The organism is Streptomyces sp. NPDC048584 (assembly GCF_043199595.1).
Classification (GTDB): domain Bacteria; phylum Actinomycetota; class Actinomycetes; order Streptomycetales; family Streptomycetaceae; genus Streptomyces; species Streptomyces edwardsiae.
In genome coordinates this window covers 1-23,912 of the sequence record NZ_JBICWF010000005.1, presented here as the reverse complement: position 1 = coordinate 23,912, position 23,912 = coordinate 1, and the positions used below count along the sequence as shown (strand labels likewise).

Below are 23,912 nucleotides of genomic sequence, written 5' to 3'. Positions count from 1 at the left end.
CCCCTCCAGCGGGGCGAGCGCACACCCACCCCCACCTGGCACCAGCGCCGGGCGCCCAACGGCTACAGCACAGCCAGATTGATCAGTCCGAACGACAGCGCCGCCACCACCGCCGCAGCCGGCATCGTGATGAACCAGCCGAGAACGATGTTCTTGGCGACCCCCCACCGCACAGCATTGACCCGCTTCGTCGCCCCCACACCCATGATCGCCGACGTGATCACATGCGTGGTGGAAATCGGCGCGTGGAACAGGAACGCCGATCCGAACATGATCGACGCCCCCGTCGTCTCCGCCGCGAACCCCTGAGGCGGATCAAGCTCGATGATCTTCCGCCCCAACGTCCGCATGATCCGCCAGCCCCCCGCATACGTCCCCGCGGACAGCATCAACGCACAAGCGATCTTCACCCACACCGGAATCGGATCGCCGTATTCCTCGACATCCGCGATGACCAGCGCCATCACCACGATGCCCATGGTCTTCTGCGCGTCCTGCAGACCATGCCCCAGCGCCATCCCCGCCGCCGAGACGGTCTGCGCGATCCGGAACCCGCGCTTCGCCTTGTGCGGATTGGCCCGCCGGAACATCCACAGGATGGCCGTCATCACCAGATAACCGGCCAGCAACCCCACGATCGGCGACACGAACATCGGAATGACGATCTTGTCGACCACCCCGTGCCAGTAAACGGTCGTCCCCCCGGCGAGCGCCGCCCCGACCATGCCCCCGAACAGCGCGTGCGACGACGAGGACGGCAACCCGAAGTACCAGGTGATGAGGTTCCAGACGATCGCCCCGACGAGCGCGGCGAAGAGGATCCCCATCCCCTTCGACCCCTCGGGCGTCTGGATCACCCCCTCACTGACGGTCTTGGCGACCCCGGACCCCATGAACGCGCCGGCGAGGTTCATCACGGCCGCCATCGCCAGCGCCGCCCGTGGCGTGAGCGCCCGCGTCGACACGGACGTGGCGATCGCGTTGGCGGAGTCGTGGAAACCGTTCGTGTATGTGAAGAAGAGCGCGACGCCGATGGTCACGACCAGAGCAAAGGTGTCCATGAACGGCTCAGGACTCCTTGACGGCGATGGTCTCCACCGTGTTCGCCACGTGCTCGAAGGCGTCGGCCGCTTCCTCCAGCACGTCCACGACCTGCTTGAGCTTCAGTACCTCGATCGCGTCGTACTTGCCGTTGAAGAGGTGGGCCAGCAGCTTGCGGTGGATCTGGTCGGCCTGGTTCTCCAGCCGGTTGACCTCGATCCAGTACTCGGTGAGGTTCTCCATCGTGCGCAGGTGCGGCATGGCCTCCGCGGTGAGCTCGGCCGCGCGCGCCAGGACCTCGATCTGCTGCTCGACGCCTTTGGGCAGTTCCTCGATGTTGTAGAGGACGACCAGGTCGACGGCCTCCTCCATGAAGTCCATGATGTCGTCGAGGGACGACGCGAGGGAGTAGATGTCCTCACGGTCGAACGGCGTGATGAACGAGGAGTTCAACTGGTGGAAGATCGCATGCGTGGCGTCGTCACCTGCGTGTTCCGCGGCCCGCATACGCTCTGCGATCTCGGCCCGGGCGGAGGGGTCCGCCCCGAGCAGTTCCATCAGGAGTTTCGAGCCCGTGACGATGTTGTCCGCGGACGCGGCGAACATGTCGTAGAAGCTCGTCTCCCTGGGGGTCAGACGAAAGCGCACGTGGGGTCCTCGGTATGCATCGGTTTCGGTCAGGCTGATGCTAGGCGCATCACCCGGTCACAGCTATCGGGCCGCTCACCAGTGTCGCCCATCGGGCAGAGTGACGAGCACGGGGGCGGTCCGAGGCCTGTTTCCGGCCGTAGCGTCTGCCGTCGGCCAAGGGGCCTATACCCAGCAAAGTTCGGTACCATATACCCACCAGGGGTATATGTCGCCCGCCAGTGCACCAGGAGGACGCGATGACGGACACCACAGACGCCGCGGCCATCGTGACCGACCACGACCGCGGCATCCACGGCTACCACCACCAGAAGCAGGAGCACCTCAAACGGCTGCGCCGTATCGAGGGCCAGATCCGCGGCCTGCAGCGGATGGTCGACGAGGACGTGTACTGCATCGACATACTCACCCAGGTGTCCGCCTCCACGAAGGCGCTGCAGTCGTTCGCGCTGCAACTGCTGGAGGAGCACCTGCGCCACTGCGTCGCGGACGCGGCCGTCAAGGGCGGCGACGAGATCGACGCGAAGGTCAAGGAAGCGACGCAGGCCATCGCCCGCATGCTCCGCACCTGACCGCCCTGCCTCCTGCCTCAGCCGCCGGCGGCCCCGTCCCCTGTCTCGCCCACCCTGAGCACCTCGTCGATGCTCTCCAGGCTGAGCCGGTCCTCGGCATTGGAGGCGGCGATGATCAGCTCGCCGCAGAGTTCGATCTCGGCGAGCGCCACGTGGTCCTGAACCGGAACCGTCCCACCGCCGAGCGGTGCCACGCGCCTCACCTCACTCTGTCGTCACCGACTTCCTAGAGTAGGGAGCGCCCCACACACCGCGCATGGCACGGAAGGGCTAGTTCAGGCCGGTCACTCCTCGGCGATCCGCCCGGCGTAGATGTCGTCGCCGTGCGGCAGCCGTACGTCGGCGGGGACCCCGAAGTCGTACAGCAGCGTGGTCGAGGCGACCGCGACGGGCTCCTCCTGCCGGCCGTTGACGAAGCTGAACCGGTGCCGGAGCTTGCGGATCCGCCCGTCGTCGTCGAGGTAGACGTCGAACGGCACCCGCGCGGTGGCGAAGCCGGTCGCCGCCGCGCCGAGCGACTCCTGGTTGGAGCCGGACGCCTCCCGCGAGGCCTGCCGCAGATCGGCGGTCCCCCGGTAGTGGCGTACCTTCGCCCCGGCGACCTCGGTCCGCCCGACGAACGTCGCCGACCGGGTCCCGCGCAGCACCTCGGCGGCGGCGTACGGATCGGTGGCCCCGCCGGTGACGAGGTTCCCGTCGGACAGCGTCCCCGTGTCCACCCGCACCCACTTGTCGGCGGGCACGCCGGCCCCCCGGTTCTTCATGAACAGCGCACCGGGAGCGAGCAGTTCGGTGATGGGCCGCCGTACGGTCCCGCCCGCCGGGTCCTGCGGCAGCATCACCTTCAGCCGCCCGAGCCGCCTCCGGTAGTCGTAGACACCTTCGCCCCGGATGGTGACCCGGGTCCCGCCGGTCGCCATCTCCAGGGAGGTGGTCGCCTTGGAACTCCCGGCGGCGACGAGCGCGTCGGCGGCCTCCCGCAACACCCGCACCGGATCCCCGGCAGGCGTCCCCGCGGTCGCGGCACCACTGCTCCCACAGCCCCCGAGGCAGCACAGCACCCCGAATCCAGCCATCACGCCGCGCATCCGAGCCATGTCAGGATTAACGACCGGTAATGGCCCGCGTTACCGTGGTCGACGTGCCCCAAGAGGACGACCCTCCACCCCACACGACGACGACCACCGAACAGGGCCCCTTCTGCACGGCCCGCTGCACCTGCGGCTGGCGAGGCCCGGCCCGCCGGGCCAGAAGCCAGGCCAGAAAAGACGCCCAAACCCACACCGATCCCGCCTAGCCACGGTCAACCGCGCCGCAGGGCAGCACGCGAGCCCGCAGAGCCGCGGGCAGCCACACCGCCGCAGCTGCGGGCAATCGTGCCGCTGTGGCGGCACGGGTGGGCGCAGCGGCACCCCATCCAGCGGGGCGAGCGCACACCCACCCCCGCCCAGCACCACCCGGGGGCCGTCTGAGGCCGTGGATCACCCGGCCCGCCGTCAGCCACGCCCCACCCCCTCCGACCAGGCCCGCACAAACCGCTCATGCACAGGCACAGGCAGACCCCCCGAAACAGCCGCCCCCGCCCGAGAAGCCCTCACGCCAGCAAGCTCCCCCCGAACAGCCCGATGCCGCTCGACACTCCACCCGTTCCACCGCCGCACCGCCCGGTCCCCCGGCCGCCCCAACGCCCGTATCTGCAGCCACAGAGCCGCCGCGTCCCGCCCGACCTCCAGCACCGCGGCCACCTCATCCACCAACTCCGGCACACTGAACAGCGGATTCGCCTCATACTGTCCCGCCGGCACCGGCGTGCGGAGCGACCGGTCCGCGAGGACACGCAGTGCGTCCCTCAGCCCGTCGGAAATCCCGACAAGCCCCCCGATCAACGCACGAGCCCCCTCCGCGGCCGGATCCCCCACCGGCCGCTCGGCAAGCGCCCAGATCACAGCGGTGACGGCGTCCCGAACCCCGTCACCGTCAAGCGGCTCCTCCACCCGCCCGGTGAGCAGCGTGTCGGCCCACACCCGCGACAGCCCGTGCTCCTTGGCCAGCGCGGCGGCATGGCTGCCGTCATCGACGTACGGCGTGCTCCCGAGAAGCGAAGACCACACCCCCGCCATCCGCTCCGCGACCGCGGTCACCCCGCCGGGCGCCCACAGCTCCGCGGGATCCTCGGGCAGCGCGGCGGCCAGCACCGCCGCACGCCCGACATGCCCAAGCTTCCACAGCAGTTCGTAGTACGCGCTCGCGACAGCCCGGTCCGCCCGGTACGGCTTCGCACGAAGGGCCTTACGGTCCGCGTTCTGCCCCTCGCTCCCCACGATCCCGTCGAGAACGAGCGCCGCGACCGCCCGCGGCACCCCCGTACGCCACCGGAACAGATCGACTGCCTCGTCGGTCACCACGACCGGCCCGTGCCGCTCGATCAGGGAGAGCAACCGGGGTATCCGGACGGCGTCGTCCCGCCCGACGGTGTGCTCCTGGCAGTCCTCCGCATCAGCGGGCGCGGCATCCCCCGCACGCTGAACGAAGAAGGAGATCCCCCGGCTCCCCGGATGCGAGGCCACCACACCCCCCGCCGAACGAAGCGAAGCCGGCCCCTCCTCCGGCGCATACCCCGTACGCCAGCGGCTCCCCGCCTCCGCGAACGGCTGCCGGCTCCAGACCTCGAGCAGCGCCCCGACCGCCTTCCGCCGCTCCTCCGGGGTGCCCGCGACGACGGCCCGCCACGCCACGGCGTCGATGGTCCCGACCAGCCCGATCCACTCGGGCACCGGCCCGGGCAGCGCGAGCAGCCGCGCCTCGTCGTCGATCTCACCGCGCAGATGACGCCCGTCGGCGGCGACGGAGGTCAGCAGCGCGGGCCGGGGCTGCGCGGCCACCCGCCGATACGGACTCCGGGGGTTGGACAGCCCGTCCAGTGCCGGAACAAGCACGGTGTCCGGCACCGGCTCCGGCAGTTCGACGACCGCCCCCGCACGCATCACGGCCACCCGGTGCGACAACTCCCGCCGCCGGCGCAGCACATCGGCGGCGAGCCGCACGGCACGCGCCACCCCCTGGCGGATCGTGGGTTCGGCCACACCGGGAAGCTCCGCCGCACCCCCGGACGCGAGCAGCGCGCGTACGGCCGTATCGGTGACGCCGCGCAGCGCACGGGACGAGGACGCGTCACGGGGAGTGAGGAAGTGCCAGAACGCGGGCGGCGGCACCGGCCCGGCCCCGTCACCGAGGGTGGCGCGGATCGGCGTACGGTCACGGCTTCCCGCGAACCCCCGGACCTGCCAGAGCAGGGACCCGTCCACGGCGGAGTGACAGCGGACGGCGGTGCCGCCGGCGACGACGGCGTCCTCTCCGCCTGAGGGCAGGGCGAGGACGCCCCACGGTCGACGTCCCCAGGTGCGGGTGCGGTACGACGCGGTGCGTCCGTCGATGGACTCCAGCACGAACTCGCGGGGTGAGTAACCGAAGTACGGCGCGGTGTGCAGCACCCGGCAGCCGGTGAGCCGGCCGTCCTGGCCGAGTGGCGACGGCGGTGCGCCGGGCGGCAGTTCGGCGAGGATGCGGTGGTCGAGGAAGGGCGCCTTGCCGTCCGGGCAGGTCTGCGGGGCGTGGAAGGCGGGCAGCGTACGGTCGCCGGTGGGTTCCCCGGTGACCGGGTCCAGGCGTTCCCAGCCGCCGCGCCGCTCGGCGAACACATCGGCGCTCCAGAAGTCCCGGCCGTCGTACATCTGGTAGTCGCGTCCGTGGGTACCGGGCTCTTGGCCGGGACGCAGGACGCGCTCACCGTCGAAGCGGCCGCCGCCGTCCGGGGTCCGGAACTGGTAGCCGAGGCCGCCCTGGATGCTGCCTCCGTAGGGACGCAGCCCGTAGAAGTACTGCGGCCCGAGCGTGTCGGAGGGGCTGCCCGACCAGTAGGCCCCGCCGGCGTCATCGCCCTTCCCCTCCCAGGCGACGAGGAACTGGCCGCCCACCCAGTGCACGGAGTGCGGTCCGGCACCGTCCGGGAGTCGCAGGGTGTACGCGTCGACCTGGCCGGCGTGGTCGACGGCGACGGCACGGGTGTCGCCGTACACGGTGAGCACCGGCCAGGTGCAGGTGACATGCACCGTCTCGTCCGGCCGGAACTCGGTGAGGGCGCGGTCCAGCGCGGGCCAGCCCAGTTCTTCCGGCAGTCCGGCGCGCAGGGCGCGGGCGAGGGGGCCGGTGAGGTCCAGCGCGTCGAGCGCCTCCTCGATGCCGTCCAGGGCGATGGCGGTGGGCCGGTCGAGGAGTTCGCGCAGCTCGTCGACCGCCTCGTCGGCGGCGGCGAGTCCGCCGCCCCGCAGCGCGTCGAGCAGCTTGTCGATCCGGGCGCGTACCTCGGCGGCGATCTCCGGGGTGTCGGGGAGCCGGCTGATCGCCGTACCGCCGCCGGGGCGCGGTCCGTCGTGGACGGTGCCCTCCAGCCGAGGCCCGAAGACGGGGTCGGCGGCAAGCGCTCTCAGATCGCGCCGGGAGGCTTCGCCCCAGAACTCCAGCCGGACCCCGGCACCGGGGTCGTGGACGGGTATGCCCTCGGCCAGGCAGAGATCGAGCAGGTCGGCGTCCAGGTGCTGCCACCGGTACCGGTCCTCGTGCAGCCGGACCGGGGTACCGTCCGCCTTCAGCAGCGGGGCGAACCGGGTGACCAGGCCGAGGAGTTCGGCGGGCATCGCCTGCCGGGTCACTCCGCCACCGGCGACCGTGCGGTGCGCGTACCGGGACGCGTACCGGCGCAGCCACTCGGCGAGTCCGCCCTCCGGGCTGATCCGGCCGGCCGCGGCGGCGTCCGCGGCACCGCAGTCCATGAGCAGCCGCAGCCACGCGGCCGCGTCGTTCTTCGACTCGGGGAAGAGGTCGAGGAGCGCGGTGGCGCGATCGTCGGACGGCGGATGGGCGGCGAGCGGTCCGCGCGCGGCGTCGAACAGCCGGTCCGGTACGGCCTTGCCGTGGGCGGCCGCGAGCACCTCGCCCAGCAGCCCGGCCTCCTCGTCAACGCCGAGCCCGGCGGACCGCGCGGAGTCCCGGATCCGGCGGGCGAGATCGGCCGGAAGCTCACCGGGCGAGGCGGCCCAGACGGCCAGCAGCGTCCTGAACTCCTGGTGCGTCAGCCAGGCCTGGGCGGCACCGAGTTCGGTGGCGGGAAGCGCCCCGTAGCGGGCGAACAGCATGAGGTTCGCCTGCCGCCGGGCGGGGTCGACGGGCAGGGACTGGAGGCGCTCGGCATCCCGGGCCTTGGCATAGGCGCGAGCGGCGGACCGACGGTGCACCTCCAGCATCCAGTGCCCGACGGTGTCCCAGAACCAGGGCAGATGATCCCCGGGCAGCCCCCGGGCGACCCGCTCCGCCTCCCCCACGAACCGCCCGGGCTTCTCCCAGGCGCCCGCCCTCTTCCGAGCGACCTGCCGCATCAGCTCACGCGCACGGGCTTCCACCTCGGCGCCCTGAGCACGAGCCCACTCGACATAGACCTCAGACCCCCGAGGCTCCCCCACACCAAAACCTCCGCCACGACGCATCCCCCAACCCTCCCACCCCCCACCCACACACCCGCGTACGCCTCTGCCACACAGCCGCGGGCAGTCGTGCCGCTGTAACCCGCCGTAGCTGCGGGCAGTCGTGCCGCTGGGGCGGCACGGGTGGGCGCAGCGGCACCCCCTCCACGGGGCGAGCGCACACCCACCCCCGTCCAGCAGTCACCCGGGGTGACGGCTGAGCGGGGGGACGTCGCGCGGCCCGGCGCAGGCGGGGTGCCGTCGCGCCCACCCGTGCCGCCCTGCGGCACGCCTGCCCGCGGCTGGGCGGAGTGCGGCACGCCTGCCCGCGGACGGGCGGAGTTGCGGCACGCCTACGCCGCGAGATCCCGCTTCTCCGCCCCCGCCGACCCCCGCGCGTCCCCCGACGCAACCCGCCCCCGCGAGACCCGAGGCCGGGCGGACACCAGCCACCCACCCCGAGGCGACCGCTCCACCGCCCGCATCAGCGGCGTCAGCAGGGCCATGGCCAGCGGCGAGAGCAGCAACGCCACCGCGGTCCCGAGCGCCAGCCCACCCACGACATCAGTCGGATAGTGCACACCCATGTACACCCGGATGAACCCGCCCAACAGCCCCAGCACCAGCCCGACCAGCCCCAACCGCCGGTTGACCAGGAACAGCCCCACCGCCAACGCCATGCACAACGTCGCGTGATCACTCACGAACGAGTAATCGTTCTTTCCGTCGACCAGAACCTCGAGCCCCTCATGGTCGAGGAACGGCCGCCGCCTCTCCACGAACCCCCGGATCGGCACGTTCACCAGCACGGCGACACCCGCCGCGAGCGGCGCCCACACAAGCGCCGCAACCGCCGGCGCAGCCTCCTCGCCGCCCCGCCGCCTGACACCCCACCAGCACCACACCAGCAGCCCGAGCAGGGCGAACAGCAGCCCGAACTCCCCCACGAACTCCATGAGGTGGTCCAGCCACGGCGGCGCGGCCTTCGCGAGGCCGTTGATGTCATACAGCAGGTCGACGTCGGGGTTCGACCCGGAATCGGCGAGTCCAGCCATGTCGCTGCGGCCCCTTCGTCATATGTTCCGGCGCACCGTTCGCACGCCTCTCCTGCCACCCCCGTGGTTTGTAGATCCGCTCTTTCGCTCGGCTACGACAACAGGAACGCACGGTCCCCATTGATACGTTCCACACTCCACCGAATGATCACTCAGACGTTATCGAAGAGAGATGCATCTCCGCAGCTCAGGGGGGCGGTTGACGCTCCGCTCACACGGTGGTGGGGAGCGCTTTCGCGCCATCTTCGGTGACGCGTGTGGCACCAAAGTAGTCAGGAGTGTCGATCGGGTCGAATCGGATCACCGCATTGGTCCGGGGCGCGTCGATCATGTACCCGCCTCCGACATAAATGCCCACATGCCGGATGGCGCGGGAATTGGTGAGGTCGTCCGAGAAGAACACCAGATCGCCCGGCAGCAGTTCGTCCCGGCTGGGATGCGGCCCCGCGTTGTACTGGTCGTTGGCCACACGCGGCAGCGTGATCCCGACACTCTCGTACGCGGCCTTCGTCAACCCCGAGCAGTCGAACCGTCCGCCCTGCTCAGGCGTACCGTTACCGCCCCACAGATACAACGTCCCCAGCTTCGACTGCGCGTACGAGATCGCCCCGGCGGCCTGCTTCGAGGGATCGACCCGCCCCACGGGCGCGGCGAAGCTCTTCTCCAGCGCCCGGATCCGCTTGACGTAGTTCTGCGTCTCCTTGTACGGCGGGACACCCCCGTACTTGATCACCGCGTAGGCCCCGGCGTTGTACGAGGCCAGCATGTTTTCGGTCAGATTCCCGCCGACGTCCTTCACATAGGACGCCAGCGAGCAGTCGTACATCGCCGCCGACGGGATCGCGTCCGCCGGGTCCCAGACGTCGCGGTCCCCGTCCCCGTCCCCGTCGATCCCGTGGGTGGCCCACGTACCGGGGATGAACTGGGCGATGCCCTGCGCCGCCGCGTGACTCTGCGCCTTCGGGTTGAACCCGCTCTCCTGATAGAGCTGCGCGGCGAGCAGCGCCGGGTTGATGGCCGGGCAGGAGCTGCCCCACTTCTGTACGAGTGCCTGGTACGCGGCGGGCACGCTCCCCTTGGCGAGCGACTTGGACGTCCCGCCGGCGACCCCGTTGGCTAGGTTGCCGGCGATGACGTAGACCCCGACGACGAGCAGCATCACGAAGGCGAGCCCGGAACTGACGGCGATCCCCGCCGCGACCCACGCCTTACGCACCGTCAACCGCCCCTCGCCGTACGGCAGTCCTCCACCGCACGTCAGTGTAGGGGCGGCGACCCCTCTTCGGCATGATCACGCGTGACTTTGGCGCGGTTGCTACGTGCGCGCGTCCGACCGCGTCGGGCCGCGCCAGCCGCACTCCGCCCACAGCACCTTCCCGCCGCCCGGTTCGCCCAGCAGGGAGGCACCCCAGGCGTCGGCGTACGCCCGTACGAGGCCCAGGCCGCGTCCGCCCTCCGAGGCTCCGTGCGGCATGGCGCCGTGGACGAAGCCGGCGCCCAGGCCGGAGGGGACGGCCGGGTCCTTGTCCCACACGCCCAACCGGAGCTGGCCGGACTCCGTCGGCCGGATGTGGAGGGCGTACGGGCCGCCGGTGTGCAGATGGGCGTTGGTCAGCAGCTCCGAGGCGAGCAGTTCGGCCGTGGGGGCGAGTTCGCCGAGGTTGTAGGCGGACAGTACGGATCGCAGGGTCGAACGGGCGATCCCCGGTGAGCGTGCATCACGCGCGAGGTGAAGGGTGTAGGACCAGGTCGGGGATACGGTGGACACGGAAGTCTCCGATCACTGTGCAGAGTTGGTGACTTGATCTCGGTTATCCAGTGGCCTGCCGCTCCGTCGAGCGGTGCGCTTCTGGGACCTGCGGCGCCAAACTCAACGTAGCGGCTCGGAATATATTCTTCTTCCGTCTCGGCATAATAAATTTGGAAATCGCCGGTTTGGGTGACCTACCGTACGGAGGAGCGACGGGCATGCCCGTGAGGACCAACCCGAGTGCACGGCAACTGCGGTTCGGCGCCGAACTACGCAAGCTGCGCCAGCGAGCGGGCCTGTCATCGACGGAGGCCGCCCGGGTCCTCGGCATAAAGCAGGCACAGGTCAGCAACATGGAGACAGGGCGACTCGCCGTCAGCGGCGATCGCGTGCGCACGCTGGCGTGCCAGTACGAGTGCCCAGACAAGAACCTGGTCGAAGCGATCGCGGGGATGACCGGCGAGCGCAAGCGCGGCTGGTGGGAGGAGTACCGAGACATCCTCCCGGCGCCCCTACTCGACCTGGCCGAGTTGGAACACCACGGCACCGCACTGCAAACCGCCCACACATCCGGCATCCCGGGGCTTCTCCAGACCCCGGACCACGCGCGGGAGATCTTCCGCCAGGTTGTGCCCGAGCTCTCGCCTCCCGATGTGGAGCACCGCACGTCATTCCGCATCAAGCGCCAGGCAGTGATCTTCAGCAAGGCGCCCGTGCCGTATCAGGCGATCATTCATGAAGCTGCTCTGCACATGCGGTTCGGTGGCCGGAACGTGGCCAGGCAACAGCTGAAGCATCTGCTCAAGATGAGCGAGTACTCGAACATCTCGATCCACGTGATCCCGTTCGACGCGGGCGGCTACCCAGGAGCGGGACAGCCCATCTACTACGTCCACGGACCGGTGCCACAGCTCGACACCGTGCAGCTCGACCAGTCGCACGGCATTGCCCTGCTCGACGCGGAGACTCAGCTCGACAAGTACCGCAGAGTTTTCGGCCGGCTGACGGCCCTGAGTCTGATCGAGCTGGAGTCACGCGCTCTGATTCACAGCATCATCCAGTCGACCTGAGAGGCAGTCATGCCGCCTACCACCTGGCAGAAGTCTTCGTACTGCGGGGAGGGAGAGTCCTGCGTGCACGTTGCCACGACCCCCACCGCGATACACATAACCGAGTCGGCCGACCCCAGCGGAGCCGTCCTCACCACCACCCCCGACGCGTTCAGCGCCCTTCTCCGCTCCCTCAAGGCAGAACCGCATCGGGACCACCGGGCCCCCGCCCTCACCGTGACGACCGCCGACGACCTCAGCGTCCACGTCCACGCCCCCGGCGCTCCCACCGTCACCACCGACCGCCGCCGCTGGGATGCCTTCGTGCTCGGCGTCCAAGCCGGCGAGTTCGACCACTTCGTGGCGTAGCGTCACCAAGAGTTTCACTCAGCGTGATAAACAGAGTGACGATACGACTCTTCCCCCATCGGAGCGCGCCCTTCGCGGAGACCGGCGCGCGCCGGTGGCAAGCTATTCGTACGAAACCCGCCAACGGATGACGCCAAGTCGACATGCGAAGGCGTCATTTTCGGCGACAATGAGGCCTGACCTCTGCACGACCGCAGAGGGTGCGGAACTACCCATACAGGGGCGGTGACTTACATGTTCTTCGCGGCCGACGAGGGAGACATCAACACCATTATCGGCGGGATCGCCCCGGACTGGGGGCCCTTCGGCAGCCTGGGCAACGAGGCCAAGGTGATGATCGAGGTGGTCATGGCGGTCGCCATCCTCCTCTGCCTGGGCATCGCCATCTGGGGTGCGGCCAAACAGCGCATCGGCGCGACCGCGTTGAGGGACACGTTCAGCGCCGAACAGGGCAAGGGCCTGATCATCGCGGGCCTGACGGGCGTCTTCATCATCGGCTCGCTCGGCACGCTGTTCACCATCGTGTACGGCATGGCCGTGTAGCGCCGCTCCCCCTCTTCCGGCCGGGCACGCCCGGCACCCCCTCCATCCCACCCGCCCGTCGTGCCCACCGGCTGAGGTTGCGTTTCCCTGATGTCCAGTCACCACACCCCGCCCGCACAGGGCCCGGCACGGCTACCGTCGTACATGGAACACACGGAGCACGGGCTGTTTCCGCACGACGCTGAGGGGGCGTACGCGGTATGAGTCTCGGAGACGACACGGGCCAGACCCGCACCCGCATGCCGGAACGGGACGGCGATCCGTACGGCGGCTCGCGCAGAGGCGGCCGTTCCTCGTCGCGCAGCCTGGTGACGGTGGTCGGTGTGGTGGTCCTCCTGATCGCGGCGATCGCCTTCGCGAACCGTGGAGGCGGGGATTCCGCCGGGGACGACGGCGGGGGCGGGGGCGGTGGCGACGCCCCGAAGGCGTCGTCGACGGCGGCGTCGGGGACGAAGCCGGTGGACGGCAAGGCAGCCGGCATCCCCTCGGGCTTCGCCCACGACAAGCAGGGGGCGGAGAGCGCGGCGGCGAACTACTCCGTCGTGCTGGGGTCTGACGGCATGTTCAACCCCACCCGACGGCACGAGATCGTGCAGACGCTGGCGGATCCCGGCTCAGTGGGCAAGCTCCAGTCCGGCTTCGACGCCGACTACTCCGCGGACTTCCTAAGTGCGGTCGGGCTCGACAAGGACGGAGCAGCTCCCGCTGGGAGCACCTTCGTCAGCCGTACGCTTCCGGCAGGTACCAAGGTCACGACGTTCAACGGCAACGGCGCAACCGTCGAGGTCTGGTGCAACGGCCTCTTCGGTCTCGCCGGTGACAAGTCGACCACTCCCGTAACCAACAGCTGGTTCACCGTGACCATGAAGCTGAACTGGCGCGGGGACGACTGGAAGGTCCTCGAGACCTCCCAGAAGACCGGCCCCACCCCCGTGGCCGGGGACAACCCGGTTACCGGCGCTGACGAGATCAGCAAGGCGGTCCAGGAGTTCGGAGGCTTCACCTATGCCCGGTAGCCGACACCGCGCGCTCACGCTCACCGGCCTCGTCGCGAGCGTTCAAGCGACGGCCATCCTGCTGGCCACGCGTGCCTCCGCAGATCCCTCACCCTCGCCAACACCGACAGAGAGCTCCGACCCCTGCTCGCTCATCGCCGGTCCGGCCAAGAAGTACTGCGAACGAGGCAAAGACGGTGAGGGCACCGGGGCATCCAGCACCCTCAACGACCCCACCACCACCCTCGACCCCCTCGCCTCCCTCGCCAAGGGCTGTGCCGACGCCGCTTCCTACACCATCAAGCAGCTCAGCAAGGCCGTGGAGGAGACGGCGAACGTCGACTTCACGAACCCCCAGTTCCGGCAGCAGTACGCCATCGTCTTCGGGGCGTCCGCGATCCTCACGCTCGTCCTCTGGCTGCTCGCGGTCACGAAGCGGGCCGTACGTGGTGTCCCCTTCACCACCGCCCTCTCCGAGGCGATCGGCTTCCTCTGGCTGACCGTGATCGCCTCCGCGTTCACCCCGCTGATCCTCTACACGGTCGTCTCGGCGACGGACGGCGTCAGCGAGGTGCTGGCGAAGGCGACCGGCAGTCAGACGGACATCTTCTTCGGCTCGTTCGCCGAGGCGCTCGAGAAGGGCGACGACATCGGCGGCGGCCCGATCATGCTGATCGTCGTATCGCTGGTGTCGATCCTCGCCGCAGGTGTCCTCTGGCTGGAGCTCGTCATCCGCGCCGCCCTGCTCTACGTCGGCGCCCTCCTCGGCACGGTCGTCTACGCGGGCCTCGTCGACAAGAACCTGTGGGGCCACGTCCGCCGCTGGGCGGGCATCATGATCGCCGTGATCCTGGTGAAGCCGGTGATCGTGATCGTGCTCGGTCTCGCCGGGGCGCTGTCCGCCGAGGACGGGCCCAACGCGTTCTCCGCCGTGGTCTCCGGACTGTCGATCATCCTGCTGGCCATCTTCGCCAGCGCGATGATCTACCGCTTCGTGCCCGGCTTCGGCGACGAGATCGCGGGCTCCCGCAACAACCGCATCATGCAGGGCGCCGAGAGCAAGGCCGCCGCCGTGATCAGCTCCCCGGCGACCCTGGTCTCACAGGGCATCAAGACGCACAGCACCCGCGCCGACAACAACAGCGGCGGAGGAGGCGGGGCCCGCCCCTCCAACCCCGCCTCCGGCGGAGTCGCCGCCCACAGCTCACGGCCGACGGGGGGCGGCGGCGCCGCCCCCGCACCGCGCTCCAGCAGCCCGGTGAACACCCCCCACGCCGGAAACACCCGCAACAGCAGCACCAACAGCACGGGAGGTGACGGGCGTTGACGACCGATACCCATATGTCCCACGTGATCGCGCCCCGCCGTACGTATCTGATCGGCCGCGCCCGGCCGAACGCGATCGTCGGCCGTAATCGCGAGACCGGAGAGATCGCGCTGATCGTCGTGGGCGCGTTCCTCGGCATGATGTGCGGACTCCTCGTCCCCGTCCTGTCCGTGCGGATCGTGCTCCTCGCCGGCCTGCCCATGCTGGCCCTGTCCGCCGTGTACGTGCCCTACAAGGGCCGCACCTTCTACAAGTGGTTCGAAATCAACCGCAGCTTCAAGCGCACCGTGCGCCGCAACACCACCTACCGCTCCGGCGCCGCCGAGGCGGGCACCCGCCTGGACGGACGCGAGGTGGAGATCGGGTCGCCGCCCGGCATCGGGCGGATCACCTGGCTCGCCGCCCCCTTCGGCCCCGACGAGATCGCCGTACTGCTGCACGCGGACCGCAAGACCGTCACCGCCGCCATCGAGATCGAGGGACCGGGCGTCGGCCTGCGCGACTCCGAGGACCAGGAGGCCCTCGTCGACCGCTTCGGCACCCTGCTCAAGCACGTCGCCAACGGCGACGGCTTCGTCACCCGCATCCAGATGCTCGCCCGCACCCTGCCCGCCGACCCCGACGCCCACGCCAAGGACGTCGCCGTCCGCGGCGACGACAGGTCACCGGGGTGGCTGCGGCAGTCGTACGAGCAGCTCCAGTCGATGGTGTCGACCAGCAGCGAGCAGCACCGCGCCTACCTCGTCGCCTGCATGCACTACAACCGCGAACTCGCCGCCGAGGCCCACACCATGGCCCGCGCGATGCGCAGCCAGGGCGGCGGCAAGGTGAACCGGGACGCGGGGCTCGCCGTCGTCATGGCCCGTGAGCTGACCGACATCTGCTCCCGGCTCCAGGAGGCCGACATCCGCGTACGGCAGCCGCTCGGCCAGAGCAGACTGTCCTCGCTGATCCACTCCATGTACGACCCGGACCACCCGATCGACCACATCCAGGCGATGTCGCAGCGCAACGCCTGGCCGGCCGAGCTGGACGCCATGGAGCCCACCTACCTCCAGGCGAAGACCCGCGAGTCCTCGACCCGCGCCCCCTGGTGCCACGCCACGGCGTGGATCAAGGAGTGGCCGATGACGCCGGTGGGCGTCAACTTCCTGGCCCCGCTGCTCGTCCACACCCCGGACGTGATCCGTACGGTCGCCGTGACCATGGATCTCGAACCCACCGAGGTCGCCATCGAGCGGATGCTGACCGAGAAGACCAACGACGAGGCGGAGGCGTCCCGCGCCGCCAAGATGAACCGCACCGTCGACCCGCGCGACATCGCCGCCCACGGCCGCCTCGACCAGCGCGGCGAGGACCTGGCCAGCGGCGCGGCCGGCGTCAACCTGGTCGGCTACATCACCGTCTCCTCCCGCAATCCGGAGGCCCTGGCCCGCGACAAGCGGACCATACGGGCGTCGGCCGGAAAGTCGTACCTGAAGGTGGAGTGGTGCGACCGCGAGCACCACCGCGCGTTCGTGAACACACTCCCGTTCGCCACCGGCATTCGAAGGTAGGGGCTGAGCCGCTATGCGGGATCCGCTGTCCGTCGTCACCGACGCCTTCACGTCCTTCCTGTTCGGGAAGGTCGAGACGACACGGCTGCCGGTACGCACGTCCACGGGCCAGGCCCAGGCGGTCTACCTGCCGACCGCCGCGCCCGGACTCGGCGACTCCGGCGTCATCATCGGCCGCGAGGTCTACTCCGGCAAGGGCTACATCTACGACCCCTTCCAGCTCTACGGCCAGCAGCTCCCCGCCCCGCACTGGCTGGTCCTCGGCGAGTCCGGCAACGGCAAGTCGGCCCTGGAGAAGACGTACGTCCTGCGCCAGCTGCGCTTCCGCGACCGGCAGGTCGTCGTCCTGGACGCACAGGGCGAGGACGGCGTCGGCGAGTGGAACCTCGTCGCGCAGGAGCTGGGCATCACGCCCATCCGGCTGGACCCGATGGCCGCCCTGGACCACGGCATCCGGCTCAACCCCCTCGACCCGTCCATCACGACGACCGGCCAGCTCGCCCTGCTGCGGACCATCATCGAGGTCGCGATGGGCCACGGCCTGGACGAACGCTCCGGCTTCGCCCTCAAGGTCGCGCACGCCTACGTCAACGAGACCATCCTCGACCGCCAGCCGGTCCTCTCCGACATCGTGGAGCGGCTGCGCCACCCGGAACCGGAGTCCGCGGAGGCGATGAACGTCGCCATAGACGACGTACGGGCCTGGGGCCTGGACGTCGCCCTGGTCCTGGACCGACTCGTCGACGGTGACCTGCGGGGCATGTTCGACGGGCCGACGACCGTCGGCATCGACCTCGACGCACCGCTGATCGTGTTCGACCTGTCCCACATCGACCGCAACTCCATCGCCATGCCGATCCTGATGGCGATCGTCGGGGTGTGGCTGGAACACACCTGGATCCGTCCCGACCGGAAGAAGCGCATCTTCCTGGTCGAGGAGGCCTGGCACATCATCAACAGCCCGTTCGTGGCACAGCTGTTCCAGCGGCTGCTGAAGTTCGGGCGGCGGCTCGGCCTGTCGTTCGTCGCGGTCGTCCACCATCTGTCCGACGTGGTGGACGGGGCGGCGGCGAAGGAGGCGGCGGCCATCCTGAAGATGGCGTCGACCCGGACCATCTACGCCCAGAAGGCGGACGAGGCGAGGGCGACGGGGCGGGTACTCGGCCTGCCCAGATGGGCGGTCGAGATCATCCCGACGCTGACACCCGGTATCGCGGTGTGGGACGTCAACGGCAATGTCCAGGTGGTCAAACACCTGGTCACGGAGACGGAACGCCCACTGGTCTTCACCGACCGCGCGATGACGGAGTCGTCCGCCGACCTCTCGGACGATGCCCTGCGCGCCGCCGAGCTGGAGGCGGAGGAACGGGCGGCGGCCTTCATGGAGCAGCACGTCGGCGACTCCGAATCGACGGTGGCGTAGGGGGCGGCGCGCGTGAGACCGGACGATCGGCGTGAGCAGGGCGGCATCCCGGACGGGCTGCTGGTCGGCATCCTCGCGTTCCTGCTCGGCCTGACCACGATGGTGTGGACGGCCACCGGCCTCGCGGGTCTCTTCGCCCACGGCCACTGGCCGGACGGCATCACCTTCACCCGCACCCCCCTGGCCATGCGCCACCTGGTCGCCGAACCCCACAACCTCCCGGGCGCCTGGCCGGACACCCCGGAGTCCGCCCTCTCGGGCTACGGCCTCTTCTGGGGCCTGTTCATCGGCCAGCTGATGATCCTGACCGTCCTGGCGGTGTTCGTGATGGGCACGCTGGCCCGCTGGAGGGCGCTACGGTCCCGCCGCCGGACGGACCGGAAGCCGGCAGTACGCCAGTGGCAACCAGAACCGGAACGGGAGCCTCTGCCCGAACCGGAGCCGAAGCAGCTCCACGAGGTACCCACCCCGAGGGAGCCTGAGAAGCGGACTCCGGTGCCGGAAGAACCCGTACGGACACCTGTAGCCGACGGTGAACGGGTGGCTGGGTGGGAGACACCCCGCGCCGAAGGCGCAGGGCTCCACTACGGACCCCCGGCCACCGCGGGGCTCCACTACGGCCCCCCGGCCACCCGCCACACCGCAGCCACCCAGGCCGTACGCGACGCCGAGGGCCCCGCCCTCGTCCTCACCTCCAACCCCACCCTCTGGCACGACACCAAGGACGCCCGCGCCAAACTCGGCCCCACCCACCTCTACGACCCCACCCACCTGTGCGACACCCCGGCCCGCCTCCACTGGTCCCCCACAGCCGGCTGCGAGGACCGAAACACGGCCAAGGCGCGAGCAGTCGCACTGCTCAGCCCCGTACGCCCCGCCTCCCGCCTCGACCAGGCGGTCGCCGACACTGCGGAAACCCTCCTCCGCAGCTACGTCCACGCCGCCGCCGTGGACGGCCGTACGATCCGCCACGTCCACCGCTGGTCCCAGGGCATCCAGGTCCACGACGCCGTACGCATCCTCCGTACCAACCCCAAGGCCGCCCCCGGCTCCGCCGGCGAACTCGAGGCCGCGCTCACCGCACACTCCGAACGCCGGGACATGGCCCAGCAGCTGACGACCCGTGCCCTGGCCGCCCTCTCCACGGTCAACGTGCGTGAAGCCTGCACTCCCAACCGAACTGATGCCCTCGCCCTGGATTCCTTCATCCATGAAGGGGGCACGCTTTACGTCGTGGGCGAATCCATCGAGGACCCCCGCACCAGCCCGGGCGCGATGCCCCTGCTGACGGCCCTCGCCTCGCACGTGGTCGAGCACGGCCGGCGCATGGCCGCACGGTCATCCTCCGGTCGGCTCGACCCACCACTCACCCTCGTCCTCGACGACGTGGCGGCCGTGGCCCCGCTCCCCCAGCTCCCCGACCTGCTCGCCACCGGCACGGACCTCGGCCTGCCCACACTGGCCCTGCTCCGCTCCCGCGAACAGGCCCGAGCCCGCTGGCCACACACCGAACTACCCGTCTGAACCCACGCCTACGGCCGCTCGACCACCATCTCCAGCTCGTCCGGCTCATCCGCCCGAGGCACGGTCACCCCGCTCTCCACGAACCCGGCCTTGCGATAGAACCCCAGCGCACGCGCGTTGTCCGGATGCACCACGAGCCGCACACGCTCCACCCCGCGCCCCCACGCCCACTCGAGCGCCGCGTCGAACAGCGCCCTCGTCAGCCCGTTCCCCCGATACCCGGGCGCCACGTACACCCCCACCAGATGCCCCTGCCGCCGCTCCACGGCGAACCCGGCCCAGTCGGTCGTCCCGGCCTCCTCGATCAGTACGGCGACATTGCCGACCCAGCTCCCGTCCGGCGCCTCGGCGATGAACTGCCGCGCCCCGTTCGCCGTACGCTCCTGCCACCAGGCATCGGGCCGGGCCGCCGCCTCCTCGTGGGTGTCCAGATAGGCGAGGTGCGCGACCGGATCCCGCAGCGCGACGAGCCGCAGCTCCTTCGACGCCCGCCACTCCTCCGCCCGCACCGGCCGGATCACACACTCCCCGAAGGTCACCACGCTCGCATTCATGCCCGCCACCGTAGTACCGGGGTACGACCGCCCTCATCCCGAATACGGTCCCCGGTCCGACGCCCACCGCCCCCGCGCGGACGAGCATCGAAGCATGATTACGGCACAGGACCTCACCAAACGCTACGACGACCGGACCGTCGTCACCGACCTGTCCTTCACCGTCCGCCCGGGCACCGTCACCGGCTTCCTCGGCCCGAACGGCGCCGGCAAGTCCACCACCATGCGCATGATCCTCGGCCTGGACGCCCCCACGCGCGGCCACGCCACCGTCGGCGGCCGCGCCTACGCCGCCCACCCCGCACCCCTCACCGAGGTCGGCGCCCTCCTGGAGGCCCGCTCCGTCCACCCCGGCCGCACCGCCCACCACCATCTGCGCGCGCTCGCCCTCACCCACGGCATCCCGCAGAGCCGCGTCGAGCACGTCCTGGGCCTCACCGGCCTGACCGATGTGGCGAACCGCCGGGTCAAGGGCTTCTCCCTCGGCATGGGCCAGCGCCTCGGCATCGCCGCCGCCCTGCTCGGCGACCCGGCCACGGTCATCCTCGACGAGCCGGTCAACGGGCTCGACCCCGAGGGCGTCCTGTGGATCCGCACCCTCCTCAAGTCCCTGGCCGCCGAGGGCCGTACGGTCCTGGTCTCCTCGCATCTGATGAGCGAGACGGCCCTCACCGCCGACCATCTGGTCATCATCGGCCGCGGCCGGCTCCTCGCGGACACCACGGTCACCGACTTCGTACGCCACTCCGGCACGGGCACCGTCAAGGTCGTCACCCCGGACGCCGCCGCCCTCGTACGCCGACTCGCCGCACCCGGCGTCACGATCACCACGGACGCCCCGGGCAGCCTCACCGTGCGGGGCGCCGACGCCGAACACATCGGCCGTACGGCCGCCGCCCACGGCATCCCCCTCTTCGAGCTCACCCCCAGCACGGCCTCCCTGGAGGAGGCGTTCATGGACCTCACCCACGACGCGGTCGAGTACCCCGCCGCCCTGGAAGGAGCAGCCGCATGACCACCGCCGCCCCGTCCCACCGGGTCACCCCGGCCCGTGTCCTGCGGTCCGAATGGCACAAGCTGTGGACGCTCCGCTCCACCTGGATCAACCTCGTCGCCACCGCCGCCCTCACCCTCGCCATGGGCATCGGCGTCAGCGCGGCCTACGACGGCTCCGGCGAGGGCGGCATGGACACGGTCGTCTTCGTCCTCCTCGGCACCCAGTTCGCCACCATCACCCTGGCCGTGCTGGGCATCCTCGCCACCGCCGACGAATACTCCACCGGCCAGATCCGCGCCACCATGACCGCCGTACCGCGCCGGCTGCCCGTCCTGTGGTCCAAGGCCGCCGTCCTGGCCGCCGTCGCCTTCCCCCTGTGCCTGGGGACCAACCTGCTCACGTTCCCGCTCGCCCAGGCCTTCCTCGGCGACACCGACCAGTCGGCCTCCTTCGGCGACCCGGGCGTCCTGCGGGGCCTCGCCGGCAACGCGGCGGGCCTCACGCTCCTCGCCGTCCTGGCGCTGGGCCTCGGCGCCGTGGCCCGTTCCGTTCCGCTCGCCATCGGCGCGCACATCGGCCTCCTCATGATCCTGCCGGAGGTTCTGGCGATGCTCCCGTACGCCTTCGTCGACGATGCCGTCGACCACTTCCCCGCCCAGGCCCTGCAGACCCTCACCGCCACCGACACCGCCTCACCGGGCACGGCCCTGCTCGCCCTCGTCCTGTGGGCGGCGGCCGCCCTCGCCGTGGCCGCGACGACCCTGCGCCGCCGGGACGTCTGAGCCATGCCGTCCACCGTGTTCCCTCCGCCGGACGCACCCACCACCATGGACCCCGTGACGAACGACCCGCAGGCTCCGACGACGGGGATACGGACGACGGAACCCCTCACCCAGTACCTGCAACGCGCCAACCAGCGGGTGCGTGCCTTCGACCGGCGCCACCCGCTGCTGTGGGACCTGCACTTCTCCGGCTTCTGGGTGATCGCCGCCCTCATCGACTACACCGGAGACGGCTGGCGCAACGTCACCCACAACCAGGACGCTCCCGGCCCCCTTCTCCTCGCTCTGAGCCTCGGCCTGTCCGTCCCCCTGCTGTGGCGCCGCACGCACCCCGCCGCGGTCCTGCTCACCATGGCCCCGTTCGCCCTGGTCAACGCGTGGTCCGGCGCCACCCTCCAGGCGGCACTCCTTCAGCTCGTCGTCGTCTACCACATCGCCCTGCGTCTCCCCCTGCGCCATCTGTTCTGGGCCCCGGCCCTGATGCTCACCCCCGTGCTGGTGTCCGCGGCCCGCCACGGCGAGGGCGAGTGGAGCCAGCAGATCGGCTCGCAGCTGACGTCGATCCTCGTGGCCGTCCTCATCGGCATCACGGTCCGCACCCGCCAGAACTACACGGAGGCCCTGGAGGACCGCGCCCGCCGCCTGGAGACCGAACGCGACCAGCAGGCCCAGCTGGCCGCCGCCGCCGAACGCGCCCGCATCGCCCGCGAGATGCACGACATCATCGGCCACAACCTCTCCGTCATCACGGGTCTCGCGGACGGCGGCAAGTACGCGGCCGGCAAGTCCCCCGAACGCGCCGCCCAGGCCCTGGACGCCATCGCCACCACCAGCCGCCAGGCCCTCGGCGAACTCCGCCGCCTCCTGGACGTCCTGCGCGACGGGGAGCCCCGCCCCGCCGAACTGGCACCCCAGCCCGCCCTCAGCGACCTGGACCAGCTCATCGCCGGCGTCCGCGAAGCGGGCCTCCCCGTCCGGGCCACCGTCGAGGGCCGGGCCGCTCTCCCCCCGGGCCGCCAGCTCACCGTCTACCGCGTCGTCCAGGAGGCCCTCACCAACACCCTCAAACACGCCGGCCCCGACGCCTACTCGGAGATCCGTATCGTCTACGGCGGCAAGGGCGCCGTCACCGCCACGGTCACCGACACGGGAGCCGTACGGCCGGCCGGCGCCCCCACCGGCGGCCGCGGCCTTCCCGGCATGCGGGAACGAACGGCCCTGTACGGCGGCACACTCGAGGCCGGCCCGCGCCCGCACCCCGAGCAGGGCTGGCGCGTCCATCTGCACCTTCCGGAGGAATCCCCGCAGTGACCACCGTCCTCATCGCCGACGACCAGCCCCTCCAGCGCTTCGGCTTCCGCATGCTTCTGGAGAGCCAGGACGACCTGACGGTCCTGGGCGAGGCCGCGAACGGCACCGAAGCGATCCGCATGACGGCCGAACTGCATCCCGACGTGGTCCTGATGGACATCCGTATGCCCGGCCTGGACGGCATCGAGGCGACCCGCCGCATCGCCGCCACCGGCGACCGCTCCCGCGTTCTCATCCTCACCACGTTCGACCTGGACGAATACGCCTACGCCGGCCTCCGCGCGGGCGCCTCCGGCTTCCTCGTCAAGGACGCCCAGCCCGAGGAACTCCTCTCCGGCATCCGCAATGTGGCCACCGGGGACGCGGTCGTCGCTCCCGGCCTGACCCGCCGTCTCCTCGATGCCTACGCCCAGCATCTGCCGACGACCGCCACGGATCCCGACATGAACGACGCCCCGCTCCACGATTCCCGCCTGAACTCCCTCACCGAACGCGAACGCGAGATCCTCACGGTCATCGGCATGGGCTGGACCAACACGGAAATCGCCACCTGCCTGCACCTGGCCGAATCCACGGTGAAAACCCACGTGGGCCGCATCCTCGCGAAGACCGGCTCCCGGGACCGTATTCAGGCGGTCATCCTGGCGTACGACACAAAACTGGTGGAACCGTCCTGAAACGCAGAAAGCCCCCGTGCCGAATGGCACGGGGGCTTTCTATAAGAATTGTTCGGCGGCGTCCTACTCTCCCACAGGGTCCCCCCTGCAGTACCATCGGCGCTGTAAGGCTTAGCTTCCGGGTTCGGAATGTAACCGGGCGTTTCCCCTACGCTATGACCACCGAAACACTATGAAACAATCAACCGCACCACACCGTGACCAGGCATGGGGTTGTTCGTGG

The 23,912-nt window shown here is 70.4% G+C and carries 23 protein-coding genes and 1 rRNA gene; 14 read left to right on the top strand and 10 right to left on the bottom strand.

Annotation, left to right across the window (positions count from 1 at the left end; translation table 11 throughout):
- Positions 1-62: 62 nt before the first annotated feature.
- Positions 63-1,061: a low-affinity phosphate transporter PitH gene (gene pitH / locus ACGFR9_RS12685; protein WP_393206390.1), complete on the bottom strand. Its 999-nt coding sequence runs from the start codon at positions 1,059-1,061 to the stop codon at positions 63-65.
- Positions 1,062-1,068: 7 nt separating this feature from the next.
- Positions 1,069-1,689: a DUF47 domain-containing protein gene (locus ACGFR9_RS12680; RefSeq protein WP_030223622.1), complete on the bottom strand. Its 621-nt coding sequence runs from the start codon at positions 1,687-1,689 to the stop codon at positions 1,069-1,071.
- Positions 1,690-1,928: 239 nt separating this feature from the next.
- Here ACGFR9_RS12680 and ACGFR9_RS12675 point away from each other — a divergent pair, with 239 nt between their 5' ends.
- Positions 1,929-2,261, top strand: coding sequence for a metal-sensitive transcriptional regulator (locus ACGFR9_RS12675; RefSeq protein WP_037893801.1), 333 nt, complete (start codon positions 1,929-1,931; stop codon positions 2,259-2,261).
- A gap of 17 nt (positions 2,262-2,278) precedes the next feature.
- Here ACGFR9_RS12675 and ACGFR9_RS12670 read toward each other — a convergent pair whose 3' ends face one another.
- Together ACGFR9_RS12670 and ACGFR9_RS12665 are read right to left on the bottom strand one after the other, a co-directional pair.
- Entirely contained in the window at positions 2,279-2,464 is a 186-nt protein-coding gene (locus ACGFR9_RS12670; protein WP_393206386.1) for a hypothetical protein, read from the bottom strand.
- Positions 2,465-2,545: 81 nt separating this feature from the next.
- Complete coding sequence (locus ACGFR9_RS12665; RefSeq protein WP_393206383.1) at positions 2,546-3,358, bottom strand: hypothetical protein; 813 nt, start codon at positions 3,356-3,358, stop codon at positions 2,546-2,548.
- Between the two features lie 20 nt (positions 3,359-3,378).
- Between ACGFR9_RS12665 and ACGFR9_RS12660 the strand changes: the two genes are divergently transcribed.
- Positions 3,379-3,558: a hypothetical protein gene (locus ACGFR9_RS12660; protein WP_393206380.1), complete on the top strand. Its 180-nt coding sequence runs from the start codon at positions 3,379-3,381 to the stop codon at positions 3,556-3,558.
- A gap of 199 nt (positions 3,559-3,757) precedes the next feature.
- Here ACGFR9_RS12660 and ACGFR9_RS12655 read toward each other — a convergent pair whose 3' ends face one another.
- From ACGFR9_RS12655 to ACGFR9_RS12640, 4 genes are all read right to left on the bottom strand, one after another.
- Complete coding sequence (locus ACGFR9_RS12655; protein ID WP_393206377.1) at positions 3,758-7,717, bottom strand: hypothetical protein; 3,960 nt, start codon at positions 7,715-7,717, stop codon at positions 3,758-3,760.
- A gap of 413 nt (positions 7,718-8,130) precedes the next feature.
- Positions 8,131-8,832, bottom strand: a complete 702-nt coding sequence (locus ACGFR9_RS12650; protein ID WP_393206374.1) for a phosphatase PAP2 family protein — start codon at positions 8,830-8,832, stop codon at positions 8,131-8,133.
- Between the two features lie 211 nt (positions 8,833-9,043).
- Positions 9,044-9,991, bottom strand: coding sequence for an NlpC/P60 family protein (locus ACGFR9_RS12645; protein ID WP_393207500.1), 948 nt, complete (start codon positions 9,989-9,991; stop codon positions 9,044-9,046).
- A 156-nt stretch (positions 9,992-10,147) separates the two neighbouring features.
- Positions 10,148-10,600: an ATP-binding protein gene (locus ACGFR9_RS12640; RefSeq protein WP_393206371.1), complete on the bottom strand. Its 453-nt coding sequence runs from the start codon at positions 10,598-10,600 to the stop codon at positions 10,148-10,150.
- 200 nt (positions 10,601-10,800) lie between these two features.
- Between ACGFR9_RS12640 and ACGFR9_RS12635 the strand changes: the two genes are divergently transcribed.
- The 8 genes from ACGFR9_RS12635 to ACGFR9_RS12600 all read left to right on the top strand — a co-directional run bounded on the left by ACGFR9_RS12635 (position 10,801) and on the right by ACGFR9_RS12600 (position 19,368).
- Positions 10,801-11,652: a helix-turn-helix domain-containing protein gene (locus tag ACGFR9_RS12635; RefSeq protein ID WP_393206368.1), complete on the top strand. Its 852-nt coding sequence runs from the start codon at positions 10,801-10,803 to the stop codon at positions 11,650-11,652.
- Positions 11,653-11,715: 63 nt separating this feature from the next.
- Positions 11,716-12,000, top strand: coding sequence for a DUF397 domain-containing protein (locus tag ACGFR9_RS12630; RefSeq protein WP_393206365.1), 285 nt, complete (start codon positions 11,716-11,718; stop codon positions 11,998-12,000).
- A 234-nt stretch (positions 12,001-12,234) separates the two neighbouring features.
- On the top strand, positions 12,235-12,543 hold the full coding sequence (locus tag ACGFR9_RS12625) for a hypothetical protein (protein WP_095752152.1): 309 nt from the start codon (positions 12,235-12,237) through the stop codon (positions 12,541-12,543).
- A gap of 200 nt (positions 12,544-12,743) precedes the next feature.
- A complete protein-coding gene (locus ACGFR9_RS12620; protein ID WP_393206362.1) occupies positions 12,744-13,559 on the top strand; it encodes a hypothetical protein in 816 nt (271 codons plus the stop codon).
- Positions 13,549-14,865, top strand: a complete 1,317-nt coding sequence (locus tag ACGFR9_RS12615) for a hypothetical protein (RefSeq protein ID WP_393206359.1) — start codon at positions 13,549-13,551, stop codon at positions 14,863-14,865. The genes ACGFR9_RS12620 and ACGFR9_RS12615 overlap by 11 nt, the downstream gene beginning before the upstream one ends.
- A 14-nt stretch (positions 14,866-14,879) precedes the next feature.
- A complete protein-coding gene (locus ACGFR9_RS12610) occupies positions 14,880-16,421 on the top strand; it encodes an SCO6880 family protein (protein ID WP_393207496.1) in 1,542 nt (513 codons plus the stop codon).
- A 13-nt stretch (positions 16,422-16,434) separates the two neighbouring features.
- Positions 16,435-17,844 (top strand): ATP-binding protein, encoded by a 1,410-nt coding sequence (locus ACGFR9_RS12605; RefSeq protein ID WP_393206356.1) that lies wholly within the window; start codon positions 16,435-16,437, stop codon positions 17,842-17,844.
- Between the two features lie 12 nt (positions 17,845-17,856).
- The gene (locus ACGFR9_RS12600) at positions 17,857-19,368 is read left to right on the top strand and encodes a type IV secretory system conjugative DNA transfer family protein (protein ID WP_393206353.1); all 1,512 of its coding nucleotides are present in this window, start codon (positions 17,857-17,859) and stop codon (positions 19,366-19,368) included.
- Positions 19,369-19,376: 8 nt separating this feature from the next.
- Here the strand turns inward: ACGFR9_RS12600 and ACGFR9_RS12595 are convergent, their stop codons facing one another.
- Positions 19,377-19,922, bottom strand: a complete 546-nt coding sequence (locus ACGFR9_RS12595; protein ID WP_393206350.1) for a GNAT family N-acetyltransferase — start codon at positions 19,920-19,922, stop codon at positions 19,377-19,379.
- A 94-nt stretch (positions 19,923-20,016) separates the two neighbouring features.
- Between ACGFR9_RS12595 and ACGFR9_RS12590 the strand changes: the two genes are divergently transcribed.
- The 4 genes from ACGFR9_RS12590 to ACGFR9_RS12575 are packed head-to-tail and all read left to right on the top strand — an operon-like array spanning position 20,017 to position 23,689.
- On the top strand, positions 20,017-20,937 hold the full coding sequence (locus ACGFR9_RS12590) for an ATP-binding cassette domain-containing protein (RefSeq protein ID WP_393206347.1): 921 nt from the start codon (positions 20,017-20,019) through the stop codon (positions 20,935-20,937).
- Complete coding sequence (locus ACGFR9_RS12585) at positions 20,934-21,701, top strand: ABC transporter permease (protein ID WP_393206344.1); 768 nt, start codon at positions 20,934-20,936, stop codon at positions 21,699-21,701. Before ACGFR9_RS12590 ends, ACGFR9_RS12585 begins: the two co-directional genes overlap by 4 nt.
- Before the next feature lie 45 nt (positions 21,702-21,746).
- Complete coding sequence (locus ACGFR9_RS12580; protein WP_393207493.1) at positions 21,747-23,012, top strand: sensor histidine kinase; 1,266 nt, start codon at positions 21,747-21,749, stop codon at positions 23,010-23,012.
- Positions 23,009-23,689 (top strand): response regulator, encoded by a 681-nt coding sequence (locus ACGFR9_RS12575; protein ID WP_393206341.1) that lies wholly within the window; start codon positions 23,009-23,011, stop codon positions 23,687-23,689. The genes ACGFR9_RS12580 and ACGFR9_RS12575 overlap by 4 nt, the downstream gene beginning before the upstream one ends.
- A gap of 50 nt (positions 23,690-23,739) precedes the next feature.
- Here the strand turns inward: ACGFR9_RS12575 and rrf are convergent.
- Positions 23,740-23,856: ribosomal RNA gene (gene rrf / locus ACGFR9_RS12570) — 5S ribosomal RNA — on the bottom strand.
- Positions 23,857-23,912 lie beyond the last annotated feature (56 nt).

Excerpts from the sequence above, each read along its gene's own strand:
- ACGFR9_RS12635 (WP_393206368.1), top strand. The coding sequence starts at position 10,801 with ATGCCCGTGAGGACCAACCCGAGTGCACGGCAACTGCGGTTCGGCGCC.
- ACGFR9_RS12620 (WP_393206362.1), top strand. The coding sequence starts at position 12,744 with ATGAGTCTCGGAGACGACACGGGCCAGACCCGCACCCGCATGCCGGAA.
- ACGFR9_RS12605 (WP_393206356.1), top strand. The coding sequence starts at position 16,435 with ATGCGGGATCCGCTGTCCGTCGTCACCGACGCCTTCACGTCCTTCCTG.
- ACGFR9_RS12675 (WP_037893801.1), top strand. The coding sequence starts at position 1,929 with ATGACGGACACCACAGACGCCGCGGCCATCGTGACCGACCACGACCGC.
- ACGFR9_RS12580 (WP_393207493.1), top strand. The coding sequence starts at position 21,747 with ATGGACCCCGTGACGAACGACCCGCAGGCTCCGACGACGGGGATACGG.
- ACGFR9_RS12585 (WP_393206344.1), top strand. The coding sequence starts at position 20,934 with ATGACCACCGCCGCCCCGTCCCACCGGGTCACCCCGGCCCGTGTCCTG.
- ACGFR9_RS12610 (WP_393207496.1), top strand. The coding sequence starts at position 14,880 with ATGTCCCACGTGATCGCGCCCCGCCGTACGTATCTGATCGGCCGCGCC.
- ACGFR9_RS12645 (WP_393207500.1), bottom strand. The coding sequence starts at position 9,991 with ATGCTGCTCGTCGTCGGGGTCTACGTCATCGCCGGCAACCTAGCCAAC.
- ACGFR9_RS12660 (WP_393206380.1), top strand. The coding sequence starts at position 3,379 with ATGGCCCGCGTTACCGTGGTCGACGTGCCCCAAGAGGACGACCCTCCA.
- ACGFR9_RS12615 (WP_393206359.1), top strand. The coding sequence starts at position 13,549 with ATGCCCGGTAGCCGACACCGCGCGCTCACGCTCACCGGCCTCGTCGCG.
- ACGFR9_RS12590 (WP_393206347.1), top strand. The coding sequence starts at position 20,017 with ATGATTACGGCACAGGACCTCACCAAACGCTACGACGACCGGACCGTC.
- pitH (WP_393206390.1), bottom strand. The coding sequence starts at position 1,061 with ATGGACACCTTTGCTCTGGTCGTGACCATCGGCGTCGCGCTCTTCTTC.
- ACGFR9_RS12665 (WP_393206383.1), bottom strand. The coding sequence starts at position 3,358 with ATGGCTCGGATGCGCGGCGTGATGGCTGGATTCGGGGTGCTGTGCTGC.
- ACGFR9_RS12595 (WP_393206350.1), bottom strand. The coding sequence starts at position 19,922 with ATGAATGCGAGCGTGGTGACCTTCGGGGAGTGTGTGATCCGGCCGGTG.
- ACGFR9_RS12650 (WP_393206374.1), bottom strand. The coding sequence starts at position 8,832 with ATGGCTGGACTCGCCGATTCCGGGTCGAACCCCGACGTCGACCTGCTG.
- ACGFR9_RS12625 (WP_095752152.1), top strand. The coding sequence starts at position 12,235 with ATGTTCTTCGCGGCCGACGAGGGAGACATCAACACCATTATCGGCGGG.